We start from the raw sequence: 19,964 nt of genomic DNA, 5'->3' as shown, positions 1-19,964 counted from the left end.
TGGTTCATGTTAATTCTATCAGGTTTAGTATCTGCGCGATTATTATCAATATGGCATTATAAAATGGTGCGTTTAGATAAAAGTTTGCTTACGGCTATAAAAAACAGGTACTATGCTTTAATAAAGGATTATCCCACTAATAAATTATAAATAAGCTGTTTATTAACAAAAGGAAGTTGTTGTGAATTTTGCTCAAGTCCCTTCAATTTTATCGCCTGCTGCCTGGTTAGACTTAGATGCATTAGATGCAAACATCGCATTGGTTAACCAACATACAAAAAATAAAAAGTTGAGGATTGCTTCAAAGTCGATTCGGAACATTGATGTACTTCAATATATTGCCAAGCAATCACCAAATTTTGTTGGGGTAATGAGTTATGATGCGTTAGAGAGCCAGTTTTTAATAAAAAACGGATTTAGTGATATATTGTGTGCTTATCCGCAAATGAATCCACAAGCCATATTAGCTTGTGAGCAAACTGTCTTAGAACACCAAAAGCAAAGCCATGACCAAGATAACACAATAAAAATGACATGGATGGTTGATAGCTCAGAACAATGGCAACTGTTGGAGGATATTGGGCAATCATTAAATACTACTTTGCGTGTTTGCATTGATGTTAACCTGTCGACTCAATTTCCTGCCCTATATTTTGGCACTAAGCGATCGCCCATTACTTCTGCCAAAAAACTAAAACGTCTGCTTAAAAAGCATCGTAACGTGGTAAACACACAGGTTGTTGGTGTGATGGGATATGAAGCGCAAATTGCAGGGTTGGCAGAATCAGCAAAAGGTAAAGAAGCGCTTGCGCCAATCATTCGTTTGTTAAAAGCTCGTTCAAAAGGTCATGTTGCAAAACTTAGGCAAGACTGCGTTAAAGTTTTACAAGCCACTAAGCAGATGGTGGAGATTGTCAATGGTGGCGGTAGCGGTAGCATACAATGGACATGTAACCAGCCAGAGATTACCGAAATTGCCGTTGGTTCTGCCTACTATATGCCTGGATATTTTTCTGACATGGATAGTATGCAAAGTTTTACGCCAGCCGCTGGTTTTGTATTGCCAGTTACGCGTAAACCCTACAAAAATACCATCACTTGCCAAAGTGGTGGGTTTATTGCTTCTGGCGCTATGGGTAAAGACAAACAACCTGTCATTATATATCCTCAAGGACTTGAGTACTTAGCAGATGAAGGCTTTGGTGAGGTGCAAACGCCCATAAAAATAAAACGTTCACAACCGTTAGACATAGGGCAAAATATATGGCTAAGGCATGCAAAAGCAGGGGAGCTTTGTGAGCATTTTAATGAGCTGTTAGTATTTAAAGATGGCAAACAAGTTGATACATTTAAAACGTATAGAGGACAAGGGAAATGTTTTCATTAACCGATTGGCATAGTCGCTCAACCTGGCAAAATTGGGTAGGGTACGAGCAGGCAACGCCAGAACAAAAACTAACTCCAAACTCGGTCGAGCAGTTGCAAGAAATCGTGCGTCAAGCAGCTGCTAATGGTAAAAGAGTTAGGGTAACAGGTGCGGGGCACTCGTTTTCGCCTGTTGCGAAACCTGAAGAAATTGCCATTAGTTTGCACCATATGCGTGGTTTGGTGAGTGTTGATAAGCAAAAAATGGAAGTGACCATCAAGGCAGGCACTTATTTACATGAGGTTGGTCCTGCACTTTTGGAACACGGCTTAGCACTGATTAACATGGGTGACGTACAAAACCAAAGTGTGGCTGGTGCGGTATCAACCGCGACACATGGCACAGGCATAAATCTTGGATCGGTTGCAGAACCAGTTGTGGGCTGGAAGTGGGTCGATGGGCGTGGTGAACTGCATACGCATAGCCGTATTGATGCAAATACGAATGATGATTTGTCTAACGCACTGCATTTGTCGCTTGGCATGCTTGGCATTATGGTTGAATATACCATGAAGGTTGTGCCAATTTATGGATTGCATGAAAGCAGTGAAGCATTAGCGTTTGATGATGCGTTAGCAAAATTTATGGCGGTTACTCAAGATGTGCGTCATATGGAGTGGTTTTTGTTCCCTGGTACAAACAAAGTACAGCAAAAGGTGCTTAAAGTTTGTGAACCAAAGCCAATGAGCAAAATACAGCACTTTAAAGACAAAATGGAGGGGAAGGTGGTGCTCAATGGGGCATTTTATTTGATGTCAGAATTTGCACGCAAAAACCATAAGTATATTAAAACCGTTAGTAAAATATCTGCCGACAATATCCCAAATACGGTAAGGCAAGGCTATAGCTATGAGGTTTTCCCTAAACCGCGCGGTGTGTTTTTTAATGAATCAGAATACTTTGTAGACATAGATAAATATCAAGCATGCTTAAGCTATTTTAATGAGGCATTAATGCAAGATACTCGCTTGTCTCATTTTCCAATTGAGGTTCGTACGCACAAAGGCGAGGCAGGATTTTTAAGCCCAACACAAGGTAAAGACAAATTGGTTATGTCGTTTCATGTTTATAAGGGCATCCCTTTTGACCCTCTATTTGATTGGGTAAAAAATGAAATGAAAGCTTGGGAAGGTCGACCACATTGGGGTAAAGTTAACAAATTAACCCATGATGAACTAAAAGCATTGTATCCAAATATGGACAAGTTTTTGGCGATTCGTGAACAGTTTGATCCAAATAGAGTATTTATGAACCAGTTTTTGCAGGAAAAATTTTTAGGTGAATAACCTATGATTTTTTTTAAATAACGAGTACTACGCAATTTAAAAGATGAAGCCAGACTTCATCTTTTTTTATGTAAAAAAGGCAGTGATGAGCATTAAGAAAGCTAACTATACATCGTATACATTGTGATAACAAAAATGAGCGATTTTAAAGGTGCGCTATGCTTAATCTTAATTGTTGCTAAGTTTCTCCTATGTTTAGGGCGGTACTATATACATATACCAAGCGTACACATACCAAGCAGTTTAACGCTATCGTTTGTAAAAACTTAAACACGATAACGTCAAGCTTGCGAAAAGCAATGAGTGCAAACAACTGGCTGTTTGGTTGCTTGGCAATAAATGACTTAATAACCTTAAACTGGAGATTCGACATGAAATCATTATCTTTAAAAACAAAAATATTAGCAGCGGCAATGAGTTTTGCCGTGTTAGGTGGGGTGGGTACAACTGCGGTAGCGGCATCAAACTCAGCAGATACCCGAACCAACATGATGGTAACGCAAAGTATAGAAGCGGCAAATGCAAAAATTAATGCAAATCAAGCAGTGCTTATTGCCCAGTCACAGGTGGCTAATGCCAAAGCTGTGGGTATCCATTATGGTAGTAGAATGGATAGAAGCGCAGGCAAAGGCAAACGCAGTGATAAGGCTGAACAAACACAAACAGCCAATGCCACAACGCCAAGCTACCATGTGATGCTTATTAATGATAAAAGCATTGGTTACCATGTTAACGTTGATGCAAGCTCTGGCAAAATATTGGCAAATGAGGAAATGAAAAAACCTGATAACCGCCGTAGTCATGCAAATGATAAAAATCGTCCATTAATGCAAGTACCCGCGGTGAGTTTAACGCAAGCAATGCAAACAGCACAAAGCAAAGTAGGTGGTGAGGCTGTGAGTGCTAAGTTTGGTATGCAGGGTAAACCTGGTCATCGAGGTCATCATGGTAAGCACATGGCTCGTGGTAAGCAGCAAATGGATACGACTAAACGCCCAACGCCAAGCTACCATGTAAAAGTTGTTAATGATGGTAAAGTGACCTTTGTTAATGTTGACGCACAAACTGGGGCTGTTACCGATACCAAAAGCATGCAGGAAATGCAAAAAATGATGCAGCAGCACGGTAAGCAGGGTAAGCGAGGTGAAATGCGTTAAAAACCCATTAAGGTATCACATTTATCTTGATTAAATAGCCAAAAAACCGTCATACTTTAGTTATGGCGGTCTTTACGCATGATGGTTTTGATTTAATTTTTTAGGTCAGGTCAGGTCAGGTCAGGTCAGATTGGATTAGGTGAATGCATGATAAAACAAACAAAAAAAACAGGCATCAACAAGGCTATTTGCACTATGTTGATGATGGCAAGTGTTTCGGTTAGCAATATTTCAGTTGCGGAGGTTTCAACCCATTTTATAAATCGTAAAGGTGAGCCTGTCGTTGAAACAGAAGCCTATGTAGACCTAAGTGAGGCAAAACAAAGTGATTTTGTTGCTACTGAAGACTTAAATAATATTCCAGAAGGCTATTATTTAAATGAGTATGGTAGTGTGGTGCTAGATGCACCAATTATCGGCATGGATTGGGAAACTGTCGAGCAGATAACGGATACTAAAGATGGTAAAACCTTGCATGAACCTTTTACTATTTTTGAGTGTTTTACCGATTCAAAAGTTGATGAAATGATTCGGTTACAAGTGCAAAAAACCGATATTGGCTATCAGTTACTGTTTTGGTTTGGTAACTATCAACCAAATAAAAATACATTAAAACTACAGGCAAAACAGTATACTCAAGAGGCTTATTATGCTATTTATGCAAATGATGTTTATGAGTTAACGATGCGAGATCATAAATTTTGGTACCGATTTTCTGAACAAGAAGACGATAATATGACGCTTGTGATTAACAATGCAATCAATGGTAAGCAAATTAATTACCATCAATGTGTTGGGGATTGGCAAGATAACACAGCACTTTTAGATCAGCTTGTTCCAAAACATTTTAAATTTAAACCCATGACAGATGAATTGGAAACATTTTTTAATAGTAGTTTTTAAGTCTTATTAGCCTGTTTTATACACGAGTCATTACTAAAAAAAGGACAAAAATGCGAGTTTTATTGGTTGAAGACGACTTATTAATTGGCGAAAGCTTGCAAGAGAGCCTGCAAGATGAGGCATATACCGTGGATTGGGTTAAAGATGGTCGAGATGCCATTTTAACGCTAAAGGTGCAAGAATATAACCTAATTTTGTTAGATTTGGGCTTGCCAGAAATTGATGGTATGAATGTGCTGCAAACCATTCGTTCAGCCAATATTGATACGCCCGTATTAATATTAACGGCACGTGACCAACTAACCGACCGTATTAAAGGGTTGGATGCTGGGGCAGACGATTATGTTACCAAACCATTTGAACTTGGTGAGCTTTTGGCTCGTATGCGTGTGTTGGCTCGTCGAGCGCAGGGTCATACTCAAAACATGCTAAAAGTGGCAGATTTAGAGCTAGACATAGCAAATAAACGTTTAAAGCGAGCAGGTGAGAGCATAGAGTTAACCGCAAAAGAGTATATGCTACTTTCTACTTTTATGGCAGCGCCCGAAAAAGTGTTTTCTAAATCGTCATTAGAGGATTCAATTTATGACTGGTCATCAGGTGTTGAGAGTAATGCCATTGAGTTTTTAATCCATGCCTTGCGTAAAAAAGTTGGGCAAAAACGCATTAAAAATGTGCGAGGTATGGGCTGGTATATTAGTGAAGCCCAATTGCAGTAAATGATGGGTTTGAAATAATTTATAATCCGGTAAAATGAGAGAAGTCATGTCTTTACAAAAACAACTACTGACTTGGATAACGACAAGCTTGTTATGTGTTGCTGTGCTGGCAGGGAGTTTTGCATTTTTTAAGACTTATCATGATTTAAACAAATTCCAGCATGATAATTTAAAAAACATTGCCATGTTGTTTGCGTCTGCGCCACCCCCAAGGCGTCCAATTAACCGTACTTTAAACCCATCGCAAGATAAAAAAAACAGGTTGGCAAGAAGGGTTGACCGTATTGAACATCTTAGAAAAACACAAGAAGAAAGAAGGGACTATAACAAACCATCGATTGGTTTAAACAACCATCTGCCTATTGATACAACACAAGAGACAATCGAAAGTAATGACGTATCCGCTATTAGCCAATTTGATAGTAAATCTGATGGGCAAATAAGGGTGCATGTCATCCCTTTACCTCTTGAGTATTTAAATCCTAATCATTTAAAGCGTATCCAAAGTTTACATCTGCTAAATTTACCAGAAGGTTTTGGCAAAATGGATGTAAAAGGTGAAGACTGGCGTAGTTTTAGGCTAAATATGCCAGATCGCATTATTATTGTGCGTCAAAAACAAAGCTTACAAGAAAAACTGGCAAAAGCAGGGGCAATACAGGCTTTCATGCCGGTACTGGTAGGCATTTTATTATTGTTAGTTTTATTGCCTTGGTTGCTAAACCGCATGTTTAAACCAGTGCGCCAGTTGTCTAAACAGGTAGCAAATCGTGATGAGCAAGATCTAAGTGCCATCGATATTGGCAAAGATGGTAAGCAAGTTGTCGTACCTGTAGAGCTACAGCCCTTGGTTACAGAAACCAACCAACTGTTAGGCAAAGTAAATCAACATATTAAACAACAGCAACGCTTTGTGGCAGATTCAGCACATGAGCTACGTTCTCCTTTAACGGCAATATCATTGCAAGTACAGCGCTTGCAACGTTTGGCAAAACCCAATGATTTGACAGTAGCTCAGGCAAAAAATATAAGAGAAGGTATTGATAAGCTAGCAGTCAGAGTTAGCCACAACCAGCATCTTGTAGAACAATTATTGACACTAGCCCGTATTGATGCCCAGCAACTAGAATCCAGCAAAACGGATTTAATGGCGGTATTAACCCAAGCGGTATTGTTGTTATTACCCATTGGAGATAATAAACAAATTGAACTAGAGGTAAATAACCAACTTGAGGGCACAAAACATAACTTGCTTTATCAGCAAGTAAATATTGATGAAACCTCATTAATGATGGTGCTTAAAAACTTATTACAAAATGCCATTTTATATACACCAGCAAGTGGGCAAGTCACGGTTTCTATCACAGATAGTCATGCCCTTATCCACAATCAACCTAAAGATAAAGGGGATAAACTGGTTGGCATTACTCATGATGTGCCTATTGAAAATTTAGTAAATCAGGCAGCTCGGCTTGTGGTGCAAATTTGTGATACAGGGGTTGGTATTGCGCCAAAATCTTATAAAGAAGTATTTACCCCTTTTGTACGGATTAGCGATGGTGAAAACTCTAAACGCAGTGATACTTCTACTCAGCAGAGTGCAGGCATTAATGGAACTGGGCTTGGGTTGGCAATTGTTTATCAAATTTGCCAGCAGGCAGGTGTGGATATTTATCTATCACCAACCCTATCTTCAACCAAGAGCAATGATATAGCTGAGCAGGCTAAAGGCTTGACGGTGACCTTGGTTTTTGCGTGAGTATTGATATGATAAATTTGAGTTTTAAGTATGCTTTTAGAAGAAATCATTGATATGGATACAGAAAAAAAGTCTGAAGGTGAAAAAATTAATTCACCAGAATTCTGGGATTTAGCATATTCTAAAGCTAAGCCTAGGTTCGACCATGGTCAAGTACTCCCCGCAGTTAAGCGTTACTTTAGCCAACCTGATATTGATAAATCTGTCAATATTTTAATACCTGGTGCAGGCAATGCTTATGAGGCAGAGTTTTTGCATCAGCAGGGCTATAAAAATGTGTATGTGGTAGATTTTGCGCCAACCCCTATTGCAAACTTTCGACATCGGGTAGCTAGCTTCCCCTATGAGAGAGTTATGAAAGTAGATTTTTTTGAGCTTGCAGACATTACCCCAGACTTTAAACATAAATTTGATTATATAATTGAAAAAGCCTTCTTTTGTGCTATTACGCCTGATTTAAGGAAAAAATATGTAAATACTATGTATCACTTACTTAAGCACAAAGGTGTACTATTTGGGATATTTGTTATTGAAGAAAGCGCTTCGGATCAAGAAAGTTACCTATATCCACCATACACATGTACATTTGAAGACTATAAGGCGTTATTTATGAGTCAGTTTAATATCAAGGTATTAGGTAAAAAAGACGCAAATTGTTTGATTAAGATTCAAAAGTTTTAAAAAATAAGTTACTTTAAGTAAGCGTTATTTTGCACCTTATTTGTTTTTAATTGTGCTAGAATCTAAGTGGATTAAGCATATAATTTTGTGATTAAAATATTTATATAATGGAGAACAAACGTGGCAAATGCAGAATTTGGTACCGTATTTTTTGATGAAATCACTTTAGCAACTTTTGATGGTCAAGCATGGTCAGATACAACTTTTGTTCCTTCTGATAGCTTACCATTGCATCCAGCAACACATGTTTTGCATTATGCTAGCACTTGCTTTGAAGGTATGAAAGCCTTTAAAACTGCTGATGGTGAAATTAATGTTTTTCGTATTGATGATCACGTCGCACGCATGCAAAACTCGGCACGTGCCCTGTATTTACCCGTACCGGATACCGAGCAGTTAAAAAGCATGATTATCGACTTACTGTCAAAATATCGTGAACAAGTGCCAGCTTTCCCTGGCGCGGCATATATCCGCCCAACACTTATGGGCACGGACCCTTCTATTGGGCGTGCGGCATCACCTAGCGAAACGGCGATGTTATTTGTACTGATTTCACCTGTGGGTGATTACTTTACACCAGGGGCAGAAATGCGCGTATTATTAAATACAACAGACCTGCGTTGTGCCCCACATTTTGGTGCAGTTAAGTCAGGTGGTAACTATGCATCTGCACTAGGGCTGGTGATGCAAGCAAAAGAAAAATACGGCACGCATCAGGTTATTTTTGCGCCAAATGGCGATGTGCAAGAAACCGCAGCGGCCAACTGTTTATTAATTAATGATGAAGAAGTACTAACAAAAGGGTTAACGAGTGAGTTTTTACCAGGCATCACTCGTGATTCTGTATTAAGAGTTGCAGAGTCGTTAGGTTATAAAGTGACTGAAAGAGATATCAAAGCTGAAGAACTCATGCAATGGACAAACTCTGGAGAGATTGCTTTGTCGGGTACCGCTGCTGTTTTAGCACCAGTAACCGAGGTGGTATTTGATGAAGATATTTATATGGTAGCAGGTGGTGCTGAATCGCCAAATACTATGAAAATCCGCCAAACATTAAATGACATTCAATGTGGTAAAACAGAAGATAAATTTGGTTGGGTAACTCAAATTTAAGTATTTTTTATAGGTATCAAGCGATGACAAAAGTCGTCGCCTTTTATATCTTGCAAATGATTGCTTATAAAACATATACAAAAAAAGAGATGCCTTGATATTATGCGGCTGGCTTTATAAAAACCATTTTGTATAAAATAATCCTTGGTTTTATAAGTGTTAACTTGTTAAAATATCTGTCTAACTATCGAGAAAGTACAAAAAATAGTGTAAAATATGTTCACCAATTTTTTGGACTACCAAATTTAAGTTGATTTAATTTTAGTTTTATAAATAAACGAGGAGCCACCCATGGCAAAAGAGAAGTTTGAACGCACGAAACCGCACGTAAACGTAGGTACAATTGGACACGTTGACCACGGTAAAACCACACTAACAGCGGCAATCGCAACAGTAGCAGCTAAGCACTTTGGTGGCGAAGCAAAAGACTACGCAGCAATTGACAATGCACCAGAAGAAAAAGCACGTGGTATTACTATCAACACCTCACACATTGAATATGACACCACAGACCGTCACTACGCACACGTAGACTGCCCAGGACACGCTGACTATGTTAAAAACATGATCACAGGTGCAGCACAGATGGACGGCGCGATTCTAGTTGTATCAGCAACTGATGGTCCTATGCCACAAACACGTGAGCACATCCTACTATCACGTCAGGTAGGCGTACCATACATCATGGTATTCATGAACAAATGTGACATGGTAGACGACGAAGAACTACTAGAACTAGTAGAAATGGAAATCCGTGAACTACTAAGCGACTACGACTTCCCAGGCGACGACACACCAATCATCGCAGGTTCAGCCTTAGAAGCACTAAACGGTAGCGAAGACAAATACGGCGAACCAGCAGTAGTAGAACTACTAAACACCCTAGACAGCTACATCCCAGAACCAGAACGTGCAATCGACCTAGACTTCCTAATGCCGATTGAAGACGTATTCTCAATTTCAGGTCGTGGTACAGTTGTTACCGGTCGTGTAGAATCAGGTATCATCACCGTAGGTGACGAAATCGAAATCGTTGGTATCAAAGACACACAAACAACAACCTGTACCGGTGTTGAAATGTTCCGCAAACTACTAGACGAAGGTCGTGCAGGCGAGAACTGTGGCGTACTACTACGTGGTACCAAACGTGAAGAAGTACAACGTGGTCAAGTACTAGCTAAGCCAGGTTCAATCACACCACACACCAACTTCGACGCAGAAGTATACGTACTATCAAAAGAAGAAGGTGGTCGTCACACACCATTCCTAAATGGTTACCGTCCACAGTTCTACTTCCGTACAACTGACGTAACTGGTGCAATCCAATTACAAGAAGGTACAGAAATGTGTATGCCTGGTGACAACGTTGAAATGAGCGTTGAGCTAATTCACCCAATCGCAATGGACAAAGGTCTACGTTTCGCTATCCGTGAAGGTGGCCGTACTGTAGGTGCTGGTGTTGTTGCAAATGTTAAGGGTTAATTCCTAAACCGTTAGTTAACACCTAACCATAAAAAACCGCTCCATATTTTGTATTGGGGCGGTTTTTTTGTGATTTTTTTCTTATTTTTAGTTATCGGGTTTGATAAAATTGCCAGTATGATACAAATAGTGAATTCTAACAAACAATCATCTGCTAATAATGATGTGGTGCAAGATACTGTGCAAGTAGCAAGCATTGAGCACTTATTACATCAGGCTAACGCTTGGTCAGCAACCAGTATTGACGCATTAATTGAATCAAAATATAACCATTTATTAGTGGTAAAAGAGTGGACCCATACAGATGAAACCATCATTGGTTATTGTTTGTATCATCAACTGTTTGAAATAGGTGAAGTATTACGTATCGGTACGCACCCAAACTGGCAGAGACAGGGTATTGCTTTACGTTTACTACAACAATTAATTGCTATACTAAAAGCAGATAACGTAGAACGCTTGTTATTAGAAGTTAGGGCGGATAATACGCCAGCAATTAGCTTATATAATAAGTTGGGTTTTATGCAAATTGATTGCCGAAAAGGCTATTATAAAAGTGACCATGGTCATCATGTTGATGCTTTAATAATGCAACTCATGCTGTAGTTTTAGGTGCTTATTGTAACAATTGATTGACTGGCGTATCCGCTATACTTTGCCAACGGCTATGTGGGTGTTTTACTAACTGGCTTAACTGTTTTAAAAAAGGTTCTCTTTTTACAATACTTGCCCCCAAGCTTAGTAAATGATCATTGGGTAATTGGCAATCAATCAATTGCACACCCGTTTGTTCACAAAGTTGGCAAAGCCGCCAAAAAGCCATTTTAGAGGCATTGGTTGCTTTGTGGAACATGGATTCACCACAAAAAAGGTTGCCAAGTTTTAATCCATATAGCCCACCAATCAGCTCAGTTTGCGTATCATCACGCCAAACCTCAATACTGTGTGCAAACCCTAAATCATGTAACTCAAGATAAGCTTTTTGCATATCTTCTGTAATCCATGTTTCATCACTATAATTTCTTGGAAGAGAACAATTAAAAATCACCTGCTCAAAGTCGGCATTGACTGTGGTTATCCAGTTGGATTTTTTGGCATCTTTACGTAGAGATTTACTGGGATAATAGTCACTTGGTTTTAGCACGCAACGTGGCTCTGGTGACCACCAAGTAATTGGTTCTTCGTCATCATTAAACCAAGGGAAGAGTCCTTGAGCGTAAGCCGCTAGCAAGGTAGTAGGGCTTAAATCAGCTCCCATGGCTACCATCCCTGTCCCCTGTGGGTCGACATCGGCAGGGGTAGGGAACTGGTAAGGGCAGGCATTGATGAGTTGTTGCAAGTTCATTGATATAAATTAAAAAAATGAGTTTACAAAATTCTAGCATATTTGATGTGGTTTGCTATCTAATATGTGTATAACTAAGATTTTTGTTTGCTATCAACCAATCAAAGTTTATACCAAATGTCCACCTTGCCGTGCTAACATGCGTGCAAATATTCCGCCCTGTTGTTGTAGCATTTCTGGCTTGCCTTGTTCCGCAATATTACCATCACCAATGGCAATGATATTATCTGCACCCATCACCGTACGCATACGGTGGGCGATGATGATAACAGTTTTGTTTTTAATCAGCTCACTAATCGCCTGCTGAATTTTACTTTCATTGTTGGCATCTAGGCTGGCAGTGGCTTCATCAAGCAAAATAATAGGAGCATCCTTCAGCAAGGCTCGGGCAATGGATATTCGCTGTCTTTCGCCACCTGATAGACGCTCGCCATTTTCACCAATAAGAGTGTCATAACCTTGTGGTAATTGCTTAATAAAATCATCACACTGAGCCAATTTGGCTGCTGCTTTGACCTCATCATCTGTGGCATCTTTGTTACCCAAACGAATGTTATCCAAGATACTGGCATCAAACAAAACCACTTCTTGGAAGACGATAGAAATGGATTTTAACAGTGTTTCTGGGTCAATATCAGCAATGTTTTCTCCTCCGATGGTAATGCGTCCTTGATTGATGTCCCAAAAACGTGCAACTAACTTGGCAATGGTACTTTTTCCACTGCCTGACGCACCAATCAATGCTGTTACTTCTCCTTGCTTGGCACAAAAACTGATGTTTTTTAATATCTCTTGCCCTGCTTGATAACTAAAAGCAACCTCATCAAACACAATATCATAACCTTGTGGGTCAAATTGATTACGTCCAGTTTGGCGTGGCATATTGTCCATTTCACGCATACGTTTGATACGCACATTAAGATACAACAAGACAGCAAAGTTATTCATCGTATCGATAAAGGGGTCATACACACGACCCACCAAAATTAAAAACACCAAATAAGTAAACAAGCTGATGCTATCATTCAACAACAAATACGCACCAACCAGCACCACACTGGGTAATCCAAGCTTTAGGATAAAATGCGATAAATTGAGTAACGCACCACCAATCAACTCGCCTTTTATAAGACTGCTTTCGTAGTTATCCAGTTGCTCGCCAAGGTGGCTAAGATAATGGGGTTCTTGATGATAAGACTTAATATCTTGTACATGGTCTAGCCCGTCTTGAATGCTATCACTGATTTGACGCTTGATATGATAAATTTTGACATGGTCACGGGTCATGATTTTTTTTGATAAGAAAAACACCAAAAACCCCAATGGAACGACCCAAAACACTGCCAATGCCATCTGCCATTGGTACACAAACAACATTAAAGTGATTAAGCTTAGGCTCACTAAGGCAGCAAAGACCTGTGGTACAGCATGAGAAAATGTCTGCTCCAGTTGAGTGGCATCATCCATAATGGTGGCACTTAAATCGGCAACGTCTTTTTGAGCAAAAAAGTCTAAAGGTAGTTGGCGTAAGGTCTCTGCCAGTTTGATGCGTCTGTCAGCACTTTCACGATACATCTTGGTATAACAACGCTGATAATCAATATACGAAATGGCATACATGAACACAAAACACAAAATACCAAGTAGGGTATAAAACACCACATCATACTTAAGGGGTGTGCCTTCTGTCAGTAACCGCACCGCATCATCAAGAAAGATAAAAGCAACCATCGGTGGCAGTAACAGCGAGATATTTAACAGACTATGACTGATAATTGCTGCTTTTAAATCCTTCGCCCCTTGTTGGCTTAAGGCAAATTGTCGTTGGAAAAATTCAATCATGTTTTCTCCTTATCATACCAACCGAATTTATGGTATTTTTTTGTTTTGCTCTTGGTATGTTATTGTTTCAATCATTCAATGATTCATAATCATCGATAAACCAGCGTTAAGCGTTATAAACGCCAAGCAACACTCTGCTGATATTCCTGCCACATCTGTTGATACACACCACCGAGTGCCAATAGTTCCTCATGTGTACCTTGCTCGGCAATAGTGCCTTTATCAATCACCAAAATTTTATCCGCATCAACCACGGTACTCAATCGATGAGCAATCATTAAGGTTGTTTTGCCCTGACGTAGCGTATTTAATGCTTGTTGGATGAGGTGCTCATTTTCAGGGTCGGCAAAGGCAGTGGCTTCATCGAGCAACACAATGGGCGCATCTTTTAATAAAGCACGAGCCAGTGCAATTCGTTGCTGTTCACCACCAGACAGGTAAGTGCCTTCTTTACCAATAACGGTATCTAATCCCTGTGGCAATTTATCAATGATTTCTTGGCTTTGTGAGCGATGCAAAGCATCAGTAATCTGTGCTTCACTGGCGTCTTCTTTGCCATAAAGAATGTTTTCTCGCAAAGTCGTTTTGAATAGTTTTGTATTTTGAAAAACAAACGCAATGTTTTGCATCAAGTCGGCTTGGCTAATTTGTTTGATTGGCACACCACCGATAAGAATCTCTCCACTACTAACATCCCAAAAACGTGCTGCTAAGCGTGCAATGGTTGTTTTACCACTGCCTGACGCACCGACTAAGGCTACCGTTTCTCCTTCGGCAACTTCAAAGCTAATGCCAGTTAAGGCATTTTTATCTGCACCTGCATAGGCAAAACTCACTGATTGAAATTGTAAAGAGTGGTCTTTGGGCGTCTCTGATGCTTCAGGAAATGTCATCATTGGATAATCAAGCATGTCATCAAAGCGGTCAACCACCTGTAATGCCATTGCCGAGTGATTTTGGATATACATCACTCGCATTAATAGCAAGGTAAAGTTAGGTGCAATCAATAAATAAAAGACAAAGTCAGTCAATACCTGTGCAGGTGCTTGATTATGCCCAATCATTATTACAGCCAACGGTACTAAGAAGAAAGCGGCACATTGCATAATCACCATATAAAATGCCATTGGATGATTCCAAGATAAGGTCATTGCATAGACCATATCACGATAACCAATGATGCTATCTACAAAACGTTTGAAGGAAAAGACACTCTGACCAAAGGTTTTTACCACGGGTATGCCTCGCACATATTCCACTGCTTCACTGCTCATCTGCTCCAGATGGTCCATATACAGTTGACGACGCTTTTTACCTTCTTCAGTCATCATAAAACGCATGGAGAAAAACCCCAAGGCAATGGGAATCAAAGAAGCAATGCCCAAACGCCAATTAACCACCAGCAGTAATACCAGCAATACAATTGGAGCGACAATACTCCCTACTAAGTCTGGCATCTGATGGGCAAGAAAGGTGTGCGTTTGGCTGGCATTATCATCAATTACTTTACGAATTTTACCACTGGAATATTGGTCAAAAAATCCCAACGGCATTGCCATAATTTTTGCCATTCCTTGACGTCGCATTCCTGTTTCCACTCGAAACGCTGCCAAATGTGAGGTCACCAATGCCAGAAAATAAACAAACATTGCCAGCAGGGCTGCTGCTAAAGTTAGCCAAGCATACAAGCTGATGTTGTTAATACGCACTGCATCAGGCGTGGCAAATAAATCTCGGACAATCCACCAAATCAGGACAAAAGGTAATAAATTTAATATTGCCGATATGGCTGAAAAGAACAATGAAAGCGTGAATAAATACTTTTTGTCGCCCATATAAGGTGACAGACGTTTGAGGAGCGATGGTTTTTTAGTTTTAGTCATAGCAAAGACCCTTTGGTATAAAGGAACTTAATTAATAATAATTCTCATTATACATTTTTATTATTATTGGGTCTAGGTGATATGAGGGATAAAAAAATATAGCCTGATCAACATGTGTCAATCAGGCTATAGGAAATTAAATTAAGTCATTTGTACCATGTGATGCTGAGTGGCTTGATTAGTTAGAAACTAGGTGATTTAAATATTGTTATCTAAATATTTTTCTGCATCCAAAGCTGCCATACAGCCAGTGCCTGCTGATGTGATGGCTTGTCGGTATACATGGTCAGCGACATCACCTGCGGCAAATACCCCTTCGATACTGGTTTGGGTGGCATTACCATCACGACCACTTTGTACTTTTAAAAAGCCGTGTTCCATGTCTAACTGATCTTTAAAAATTTCTGTATTTGGTTTGTGTCCAATCGCAACAAAAAAGCCCATTACGTCTACTTTTTTCTCGCTGCCGTCTTGCGTGTTTTGCAATAGCATGCCATTCACGCCCATGTCATCACCCAGTACTTCTTTAACTGTGTGATTCCACTCAATGGTGATATTGCCATTTTTTTCTTTTTCAAACAGTTTGTCTTGCAAAATCTTTTCAGAGCGTAGGCTATCACGGCGATGAACAAGCACAACCTCGCTGGCAATGTTTGATAGATAAAGTGCCTCTTCAACGGCGGTGTTACCACCACCAATCACGGCAACTTTTTGGTCTTTATAAAAAAAGCCATCACAAGTTGCACAGGCAGAAACCCCCAAACCTTTAAATTTCTCTTCGCTTTCAAGTCCTAAATATTGGGCAGAGGCACCTGTAGAAATAATGAGTGCATCGCAAGTGTAGCTGCCATTGCTGCCTTCAAGCTTAAATGGTCGCTCGGTTAAGTTAGTGGTGTGGATGTAATCGTTAACCATTTGAGTACCAAAACGCTCGGCATGGGCTTTCATGCGTACCATTAAGTCAGGGCCTGTTAAACCGTGGGCATCACCTGGCCAGTTATCAACTTCGGTGGTAGTGGTTAGCTGACCGCCAACTTCTAAGCCTGTAATCATTACTGGATTTAGGTTAGCGCGAGCAGCATAAACGGCTGCAGAGTAACCTGCAGGTCCTGAACCTAAAATAATAAGTTTGTGGTGTTGAGGGGCAGTCGTTGTCATTTTTTTTCCTTAATTTTTTGCTTATTTAATTATTTATTAGTCAGACTAATGTTAAGGGTTAATCGTAGTTTGTAGATAATTGAATCAATATCAATTTACTTATAATAAGATAAAGGCGTTTGCTGTGAATATCAAGTTAATAAAATCAAATTTAAAAATTGCTTAATTTAATTAACCCCTTGTATTGATATTCGCTTATTGAATGTAAAAAATCTTGGATTATCGGATGCTGATTTTACTCTTATGGCTAAATATTTGGTATCATAAAGGGTTTAATAGCGTACGCACAATTTCTTGAGGTAATCAGTCCAGTGACATTTACACAACTCGTACAGTATGCCAAAAAAGGTATTTTTACACTGATTGGTTTGTTTTTGGTTGTTTATTTTTCGGTGATTTTAATATCACATTCAGCCAATGATCCAAGCTGGTCACATATCAGTAGTGATATGACAACCATCACCAATATGGGCGGAATTTCTGGCGCTTGGCTGTCAGATATTGTATTTACCTTTTTAGGTTGGTGTGCTTGGCTTATCCCTTTGATTATTTTGTATGAAACTTTGCTGATTTGGTGGGAGCGTCAAAATACATCACGGACTCGTTTTTTGGTTTATGCGTTTTTACTGCTAACGGGCAGTGCGCTTAGCAGTCAATTTTCTGTCATCAATGATATTAAACAATTAGGGTCAACCAAAGTAATTGCTGAGCATGGCAGTAGCATGTTAAGCCATGGTGGCATTATTGGTTATGAATTAGCTACACGTATGACCATGTTGTTTACCCGTTTGGGTTCTTTATTGTTTTTATTGATATTTTTTGTTGTGACGTTAACATTTGCGTTTGATGTGCATTGGAAAGCGATTGTTAAGCAGATTGCCAACCGTAAATGGCTGGGTTCTGGTTTAGCAACAGAAAAACAACAACCTAAGCATGAAGAAAGTGAGGTTGAAGAAGATAAAGAAATTGCAGACCATACAGATTATGAATTTGAGCAATTGCCATTAGACTATGAGAAAGAAAATAAACAAGAAAAATACCGCTCAGAAACCCGTTTAAAAGATTTTATTGCAACAACTGGCTTGGGTGCTGCGTTTCGCAAACAAAAGCAAGACGATTTACAGCGGTTGAAGGCAAACCAAGAGACACAGTTACCCACTACACCAATGGAGCCAACGTATCAACTGGATAATTTTGATGAAGTGGACAATGAGCCTTTTGAAATTAAAGCTGAAACTGAAACTAACGCTGAGCAAGCCCAAGTTTCTTTGCAAAAATCTGATAACTTACACTCAGAGATTACTAGCACTACTTTAGCTAGTAATACGGTTTTAGAAAACAGTACTTTAGATAACAAAACGTTAGACAATAAAGCATTAGATAACGATGCTTTAATAAATGGCGGACATACAAGTTTTGATTCAACCGAGGTTAAGCACACTCAACCAATGAATGATGTTGAGCAGCAACTGGTTGATGATTTAGAGATACCAACTGAGTTAGACAATCATGTCAGTCATGAAGCAGATACGGATTTACCTGCATATCCATTTGAAACCTCGGTAGAAGCACCAGAAACAATGTCTGTTGATACTGACACAACAGCGAGCAATCAAGCTATTGATCAAAAGCTACCAGATATTCATGATGATGCAGCCTTTGCTGGTCAATCACGGGCAATGCAAACGGCAAAATATCGCGATAGTTTAAGCTCTATCCCTGAGCTGAGTATTTTAGACAAACCAGATCCAAACCGTAAGCCCAGCTATACGCAGCAAGAATTGCAAAAGTTTTCTGAGTTGTTGGCAATCAAATTGCAGGACTTTAGTATTAAGGCAGAAGTGGTTAATGCCATACCAGGACCGGTTGTTACCCGTTTTGAAGTAGAGCTTGCACCTGGGGTTAAAGCCAGCAAAGTGGTTAACATTAGTCGAGATTTAGCACGGTCTATGTCAATGGCATCTTTGCGTGTTGTGGAAGTGATACCAGGTAAGCCCTATATTGGGATTGAGGTGCCAAACAAAACCCGTGAAATGGTACGTTTGATTGAGCTTTTAGAATCAGAAAAATACCGAGACCCTAAAGGCATGATTAGCATGGCAATGGGTAAAGATATTGGTGGTAAAACCATTATTACGGATCTTGCAAAAGCACCCCACATGTTAGTGGCAGGGACAACAGGTTCTGGTAAATCTGTGTTAGTTAACTCTATGTTGCTTTCTATGCTATTAAAGTACACACCAGAGCAGTTACGTTTGATTTTGATTGACCCAAAACAGCTAGAACTTGCCAATTATAATGACATCCCTCATTTGTTAACGCCAGTTGTTACCGATATGACAGAAGCGGCTGGGGCTTTATCTTGGTGTGTGCAAGAAATGGAACGACGCTATCAGCTAATGAGTTTATTGCGCGTGCGTAAATTGGATGAATTTAACAAAAAGGTTAAGCAAGCCGAAGAAGACGGCAATCCAATTTTAGACCCATTATGGCGACCGAATGACAGCGTTAGCATAGAAAAAGCACCAAAACTTAAACCACTCCCAATGATTATTATTGTGGCAGATGAGTTTGCTGATATGATTATGCAGGTTGGTAAACAAGCCGAAGAGCTAATTACTCGTTTGGCGCAAAAATCACGTGCATCCGGCATTCATTTGATGCTTGCTACCCAGCGTCCATCGGTGGATGTTATCACTGGTTTGATTAAAGCAAATATTCCAGCTCGTGCGGCATTGCGTGTTAACTCTAAGGTAGACTCTCGTACTATCCTAGATCAAGGTGGTGCAGAAGACATGTTGGGCAATGGTGATATGCTATTTTTAGGTCCTGGTCAAATTGAGCCAGAACGTGTGCATGGTGCCTTTGTAAGCGATGAAGAAGTCAATAGAGTTTGTGAAGCATGGCGTGAGCGTGGATCACCCGATTACATCACTAACTTTAGTGAAAACTTCCAACTAGCGCAAGAAGGCAATGGTGGTTCAACAGGCGCAACTTCGGGTGAAGATGATGCCTTGTATGATGAGGTAGTCGCCTTTGTGATGGAAACTCGCAAAGTATCAGCTTCCAGTATCCAGCGTAAATTTAGCATTGGTTATAACCGTGCGGCACGAATCGTTGACTCATTAGAGCAAAACGGCATTGTGAGCGCAATGGATAAAGGTGGCAAGCGGCAATTATTGATTTAGTCGTTTTGATTAATACATGAGG

At 39.8% G+C, this 19,964-nt stretch carries 15 protein-coding genes; 11 read left to right on the top strand and 4 right to left on the bottom strand.

What is annotated here, in order from left to right:
- The first annotated feature begins 181 nt into the window (after positions 1-181).
- The 10 genes from VH441_RS04795 (at position 182) to rimI (ending at position 11,132) form a co-directional block, all read left to right on the top strand.
- A complete protein-coding gene (locus tag VH441_RS04795; RefSeq protein ID WP_434352543.1) occupies positions 182-1,387 on the top strand; it encodes an alanine racemase in 1,206 nt (401 codons plus the stop codon).
- A complete protein-coding gene (locus tag VH441_RS04790; RefSeq protein ID WP_434352542.1) occupies positions 1,375-2,712 on the top strand; it encodes a D-arabinono-1,4-lactone oxidase in 1,338 nt (445 codons plus the stop codon). Before VH441_RS04795 ends, VH441_RS04790 begins: the two co-directional genes overlap by 13 nt.
- Positions 2,713-3,083: 371 nt before the next feature.
- Positions 3,084-3,869, top strand: a complete 786-nt coding sequence (locus tag VH441_RS04785; RefSeq protein ID WP_434352541.1) for a PepSY domain-containing protein — start codon at positions 3,084-3,086, stop codon at positions 3,867-3,869.
- Positions 3,870-4,016: 147 nt separating this feature from the next.
- Positions 4,017-4,772 (top strand): hypothetical protein, encoded by a 756-nt coding sequence (locus VH441_RS04780; RefSeq protein WP_434352540.1) that lies wholly within the window; start codon positions 4,017-4,019, stop codon positions 4,770-4,772.
- Positions 4,773-4,822: 50 nt separating this feature from the next.
- Positions 4,823-5,491: a response regulator gene (locus VH441_RS04775; protein WP_434352539.1), complete on the top strand. Its 669-nt coding sequence runs from the start codon at positions 4,823-4,825 to the stop codon at positions 5,489-5,491.
- Between the two features lie 46 nt (positions 5,492-5,537).
- Positions 5,538-7,250, top strand: a complete 1,713-nt coding sequence (locus VH441_RS04770) for a sensor histidine kinase (protein WP_434352538.1) — start codon at positions 5,538-5,540, stop codon at positions 7,248-7,250.
- A 30-nt stretch (positions 7,251-7,280) separates the two neighbouring features.
- Complete coding sequence (locus VH441_RS04765; RefSeq protein ID WP_434352537.1) at positions 7,281-7,931, top strand: methyltransferase; 651 nt, start codon at positions 7,281-7,283, stop codon at positions 7,929-7,931.
- 120 nt (positions 7,932-8,051) lie between these two features.
- Positions 8,052-9,044 carry a branched-chain-amino-acid transaminase gene (gene ilvE, locus VH441_RS04760; protein WP_434352536.1) on the top strand — a complete coding sequence of 331 codons (993 nt, stop codon included), beginning with the start codon at positions 8,052-8,054 and terminating at the stop codon, positions 9,042-9,044.
- A gap of 291 nt (positions 9,045-9,335) precedes the next feature.
- Complete coding sequence (gene tuf, locus VH441_RS04755) at positions 9,336-10,526, top strand: elongation factor Tu (RefSeq protein ID WP_434352535.1); 1,191 nt, start codon at positions 9,336-9,338, stop codon at positions 10,524-10,526.
- Between the two features lie 69 nt (positions 10,527-10,595).
- Positions 10,596-11,132, top strand: a complete 537-nt coding sequence (rimI, locus tag VH441_RS04750) for a ribosomal protein S18-alanine N-acetyltransferase (protein ID WP_434352534.1) — start codon at positions 10,596-10,598, stop codon at positions 11,130-11,132.
- A 10-nt stretch (positions 11,133-11,142) separates the two neighbouring features.
- Here the strand turns inward: rimI and aat are convergent, their stop codons facing one another.
- The 4 genes from aat to trxB form a co-directional block, all read right to left on the bottom strand.
- Positions 11,143-11,871, bottom strand: coding sequence for a leucyl/phenylalanyl-tRNA--protein transferase (gene aat / locus VH441_RS04745; protein ID WP_434352533.1), 729 nt, complete (start codon positions 11,869-11,871; stop codon positions 11,143-11,145).
- Between the two features lie 108 nt (positions 11,872-11,979).
- Positions 11,980-13,713 carry an ABC transporter ATP-binding protein gene (locus tag VH441_RS04740; protein WP_434352532.1) on the bottom strand — a complete coding sequence of 578 codons (1,734 nt, stop codon included), beginning with the start codon at positions 13,711-13,713 and terminating at the stop codon, positions 11,980-11,982.
- Between the two features lie 113 nt (positions 13,714-13,826).
- Positions 13,827-15,596, bottom strand: coding sequence for an ABC transporter ATP-binding protein (locus tag VH441_RS04735; protein ID WP_434352531.1), 1,770 nt, complete (start codon positions 15,594-15,596; stop codon positions 13,827-13,829).
- 198 nt (positions 15,597-15,794) lie between these two features.
- Positions 15,795-16,754, bottom strand: coding sequence for a thioredoxin-disulfide reductase (gene trxB / locus VH441_RS04730; protein ID WP_434352530.1), 960 nt, complete (start codon positions 16,752-16,754; stop codon positions 15,795-15,797).
- A 311-nt stretch (positions 16,755-17,065) separates the two neighbouring features.
- On the opposite strand from trxB, the gene VH441_RS04725 reads away from it, so the two are divergent.
- Positions 17,066-19,942, top strand: a complete 2,877-nt coding sequence (locus tag VH441_RS04725) for a DNA translocase FtsK (RefSeq protein WP_434354327.1) — start codon at positions 17,066-17,068, stop codon at positions 19,940-19,942.
- Positions 19,943-19,964: the final 22 nt, after the last annotated feature.

Origin of the sequence: Psychrobacter sp. HD31, from assembly GCF_051097895.1 — a bacterium.
GTDB lineage: Bacteria > Pseudomonadota > Gammaproteobacteria > Pseudomonadales > Moraxellaceae > Psychrobacter.
Note: the sequence above shows the minus strand (reverse complement) of the source record. Positions and strands in the feature narration are given on the sequence as shown.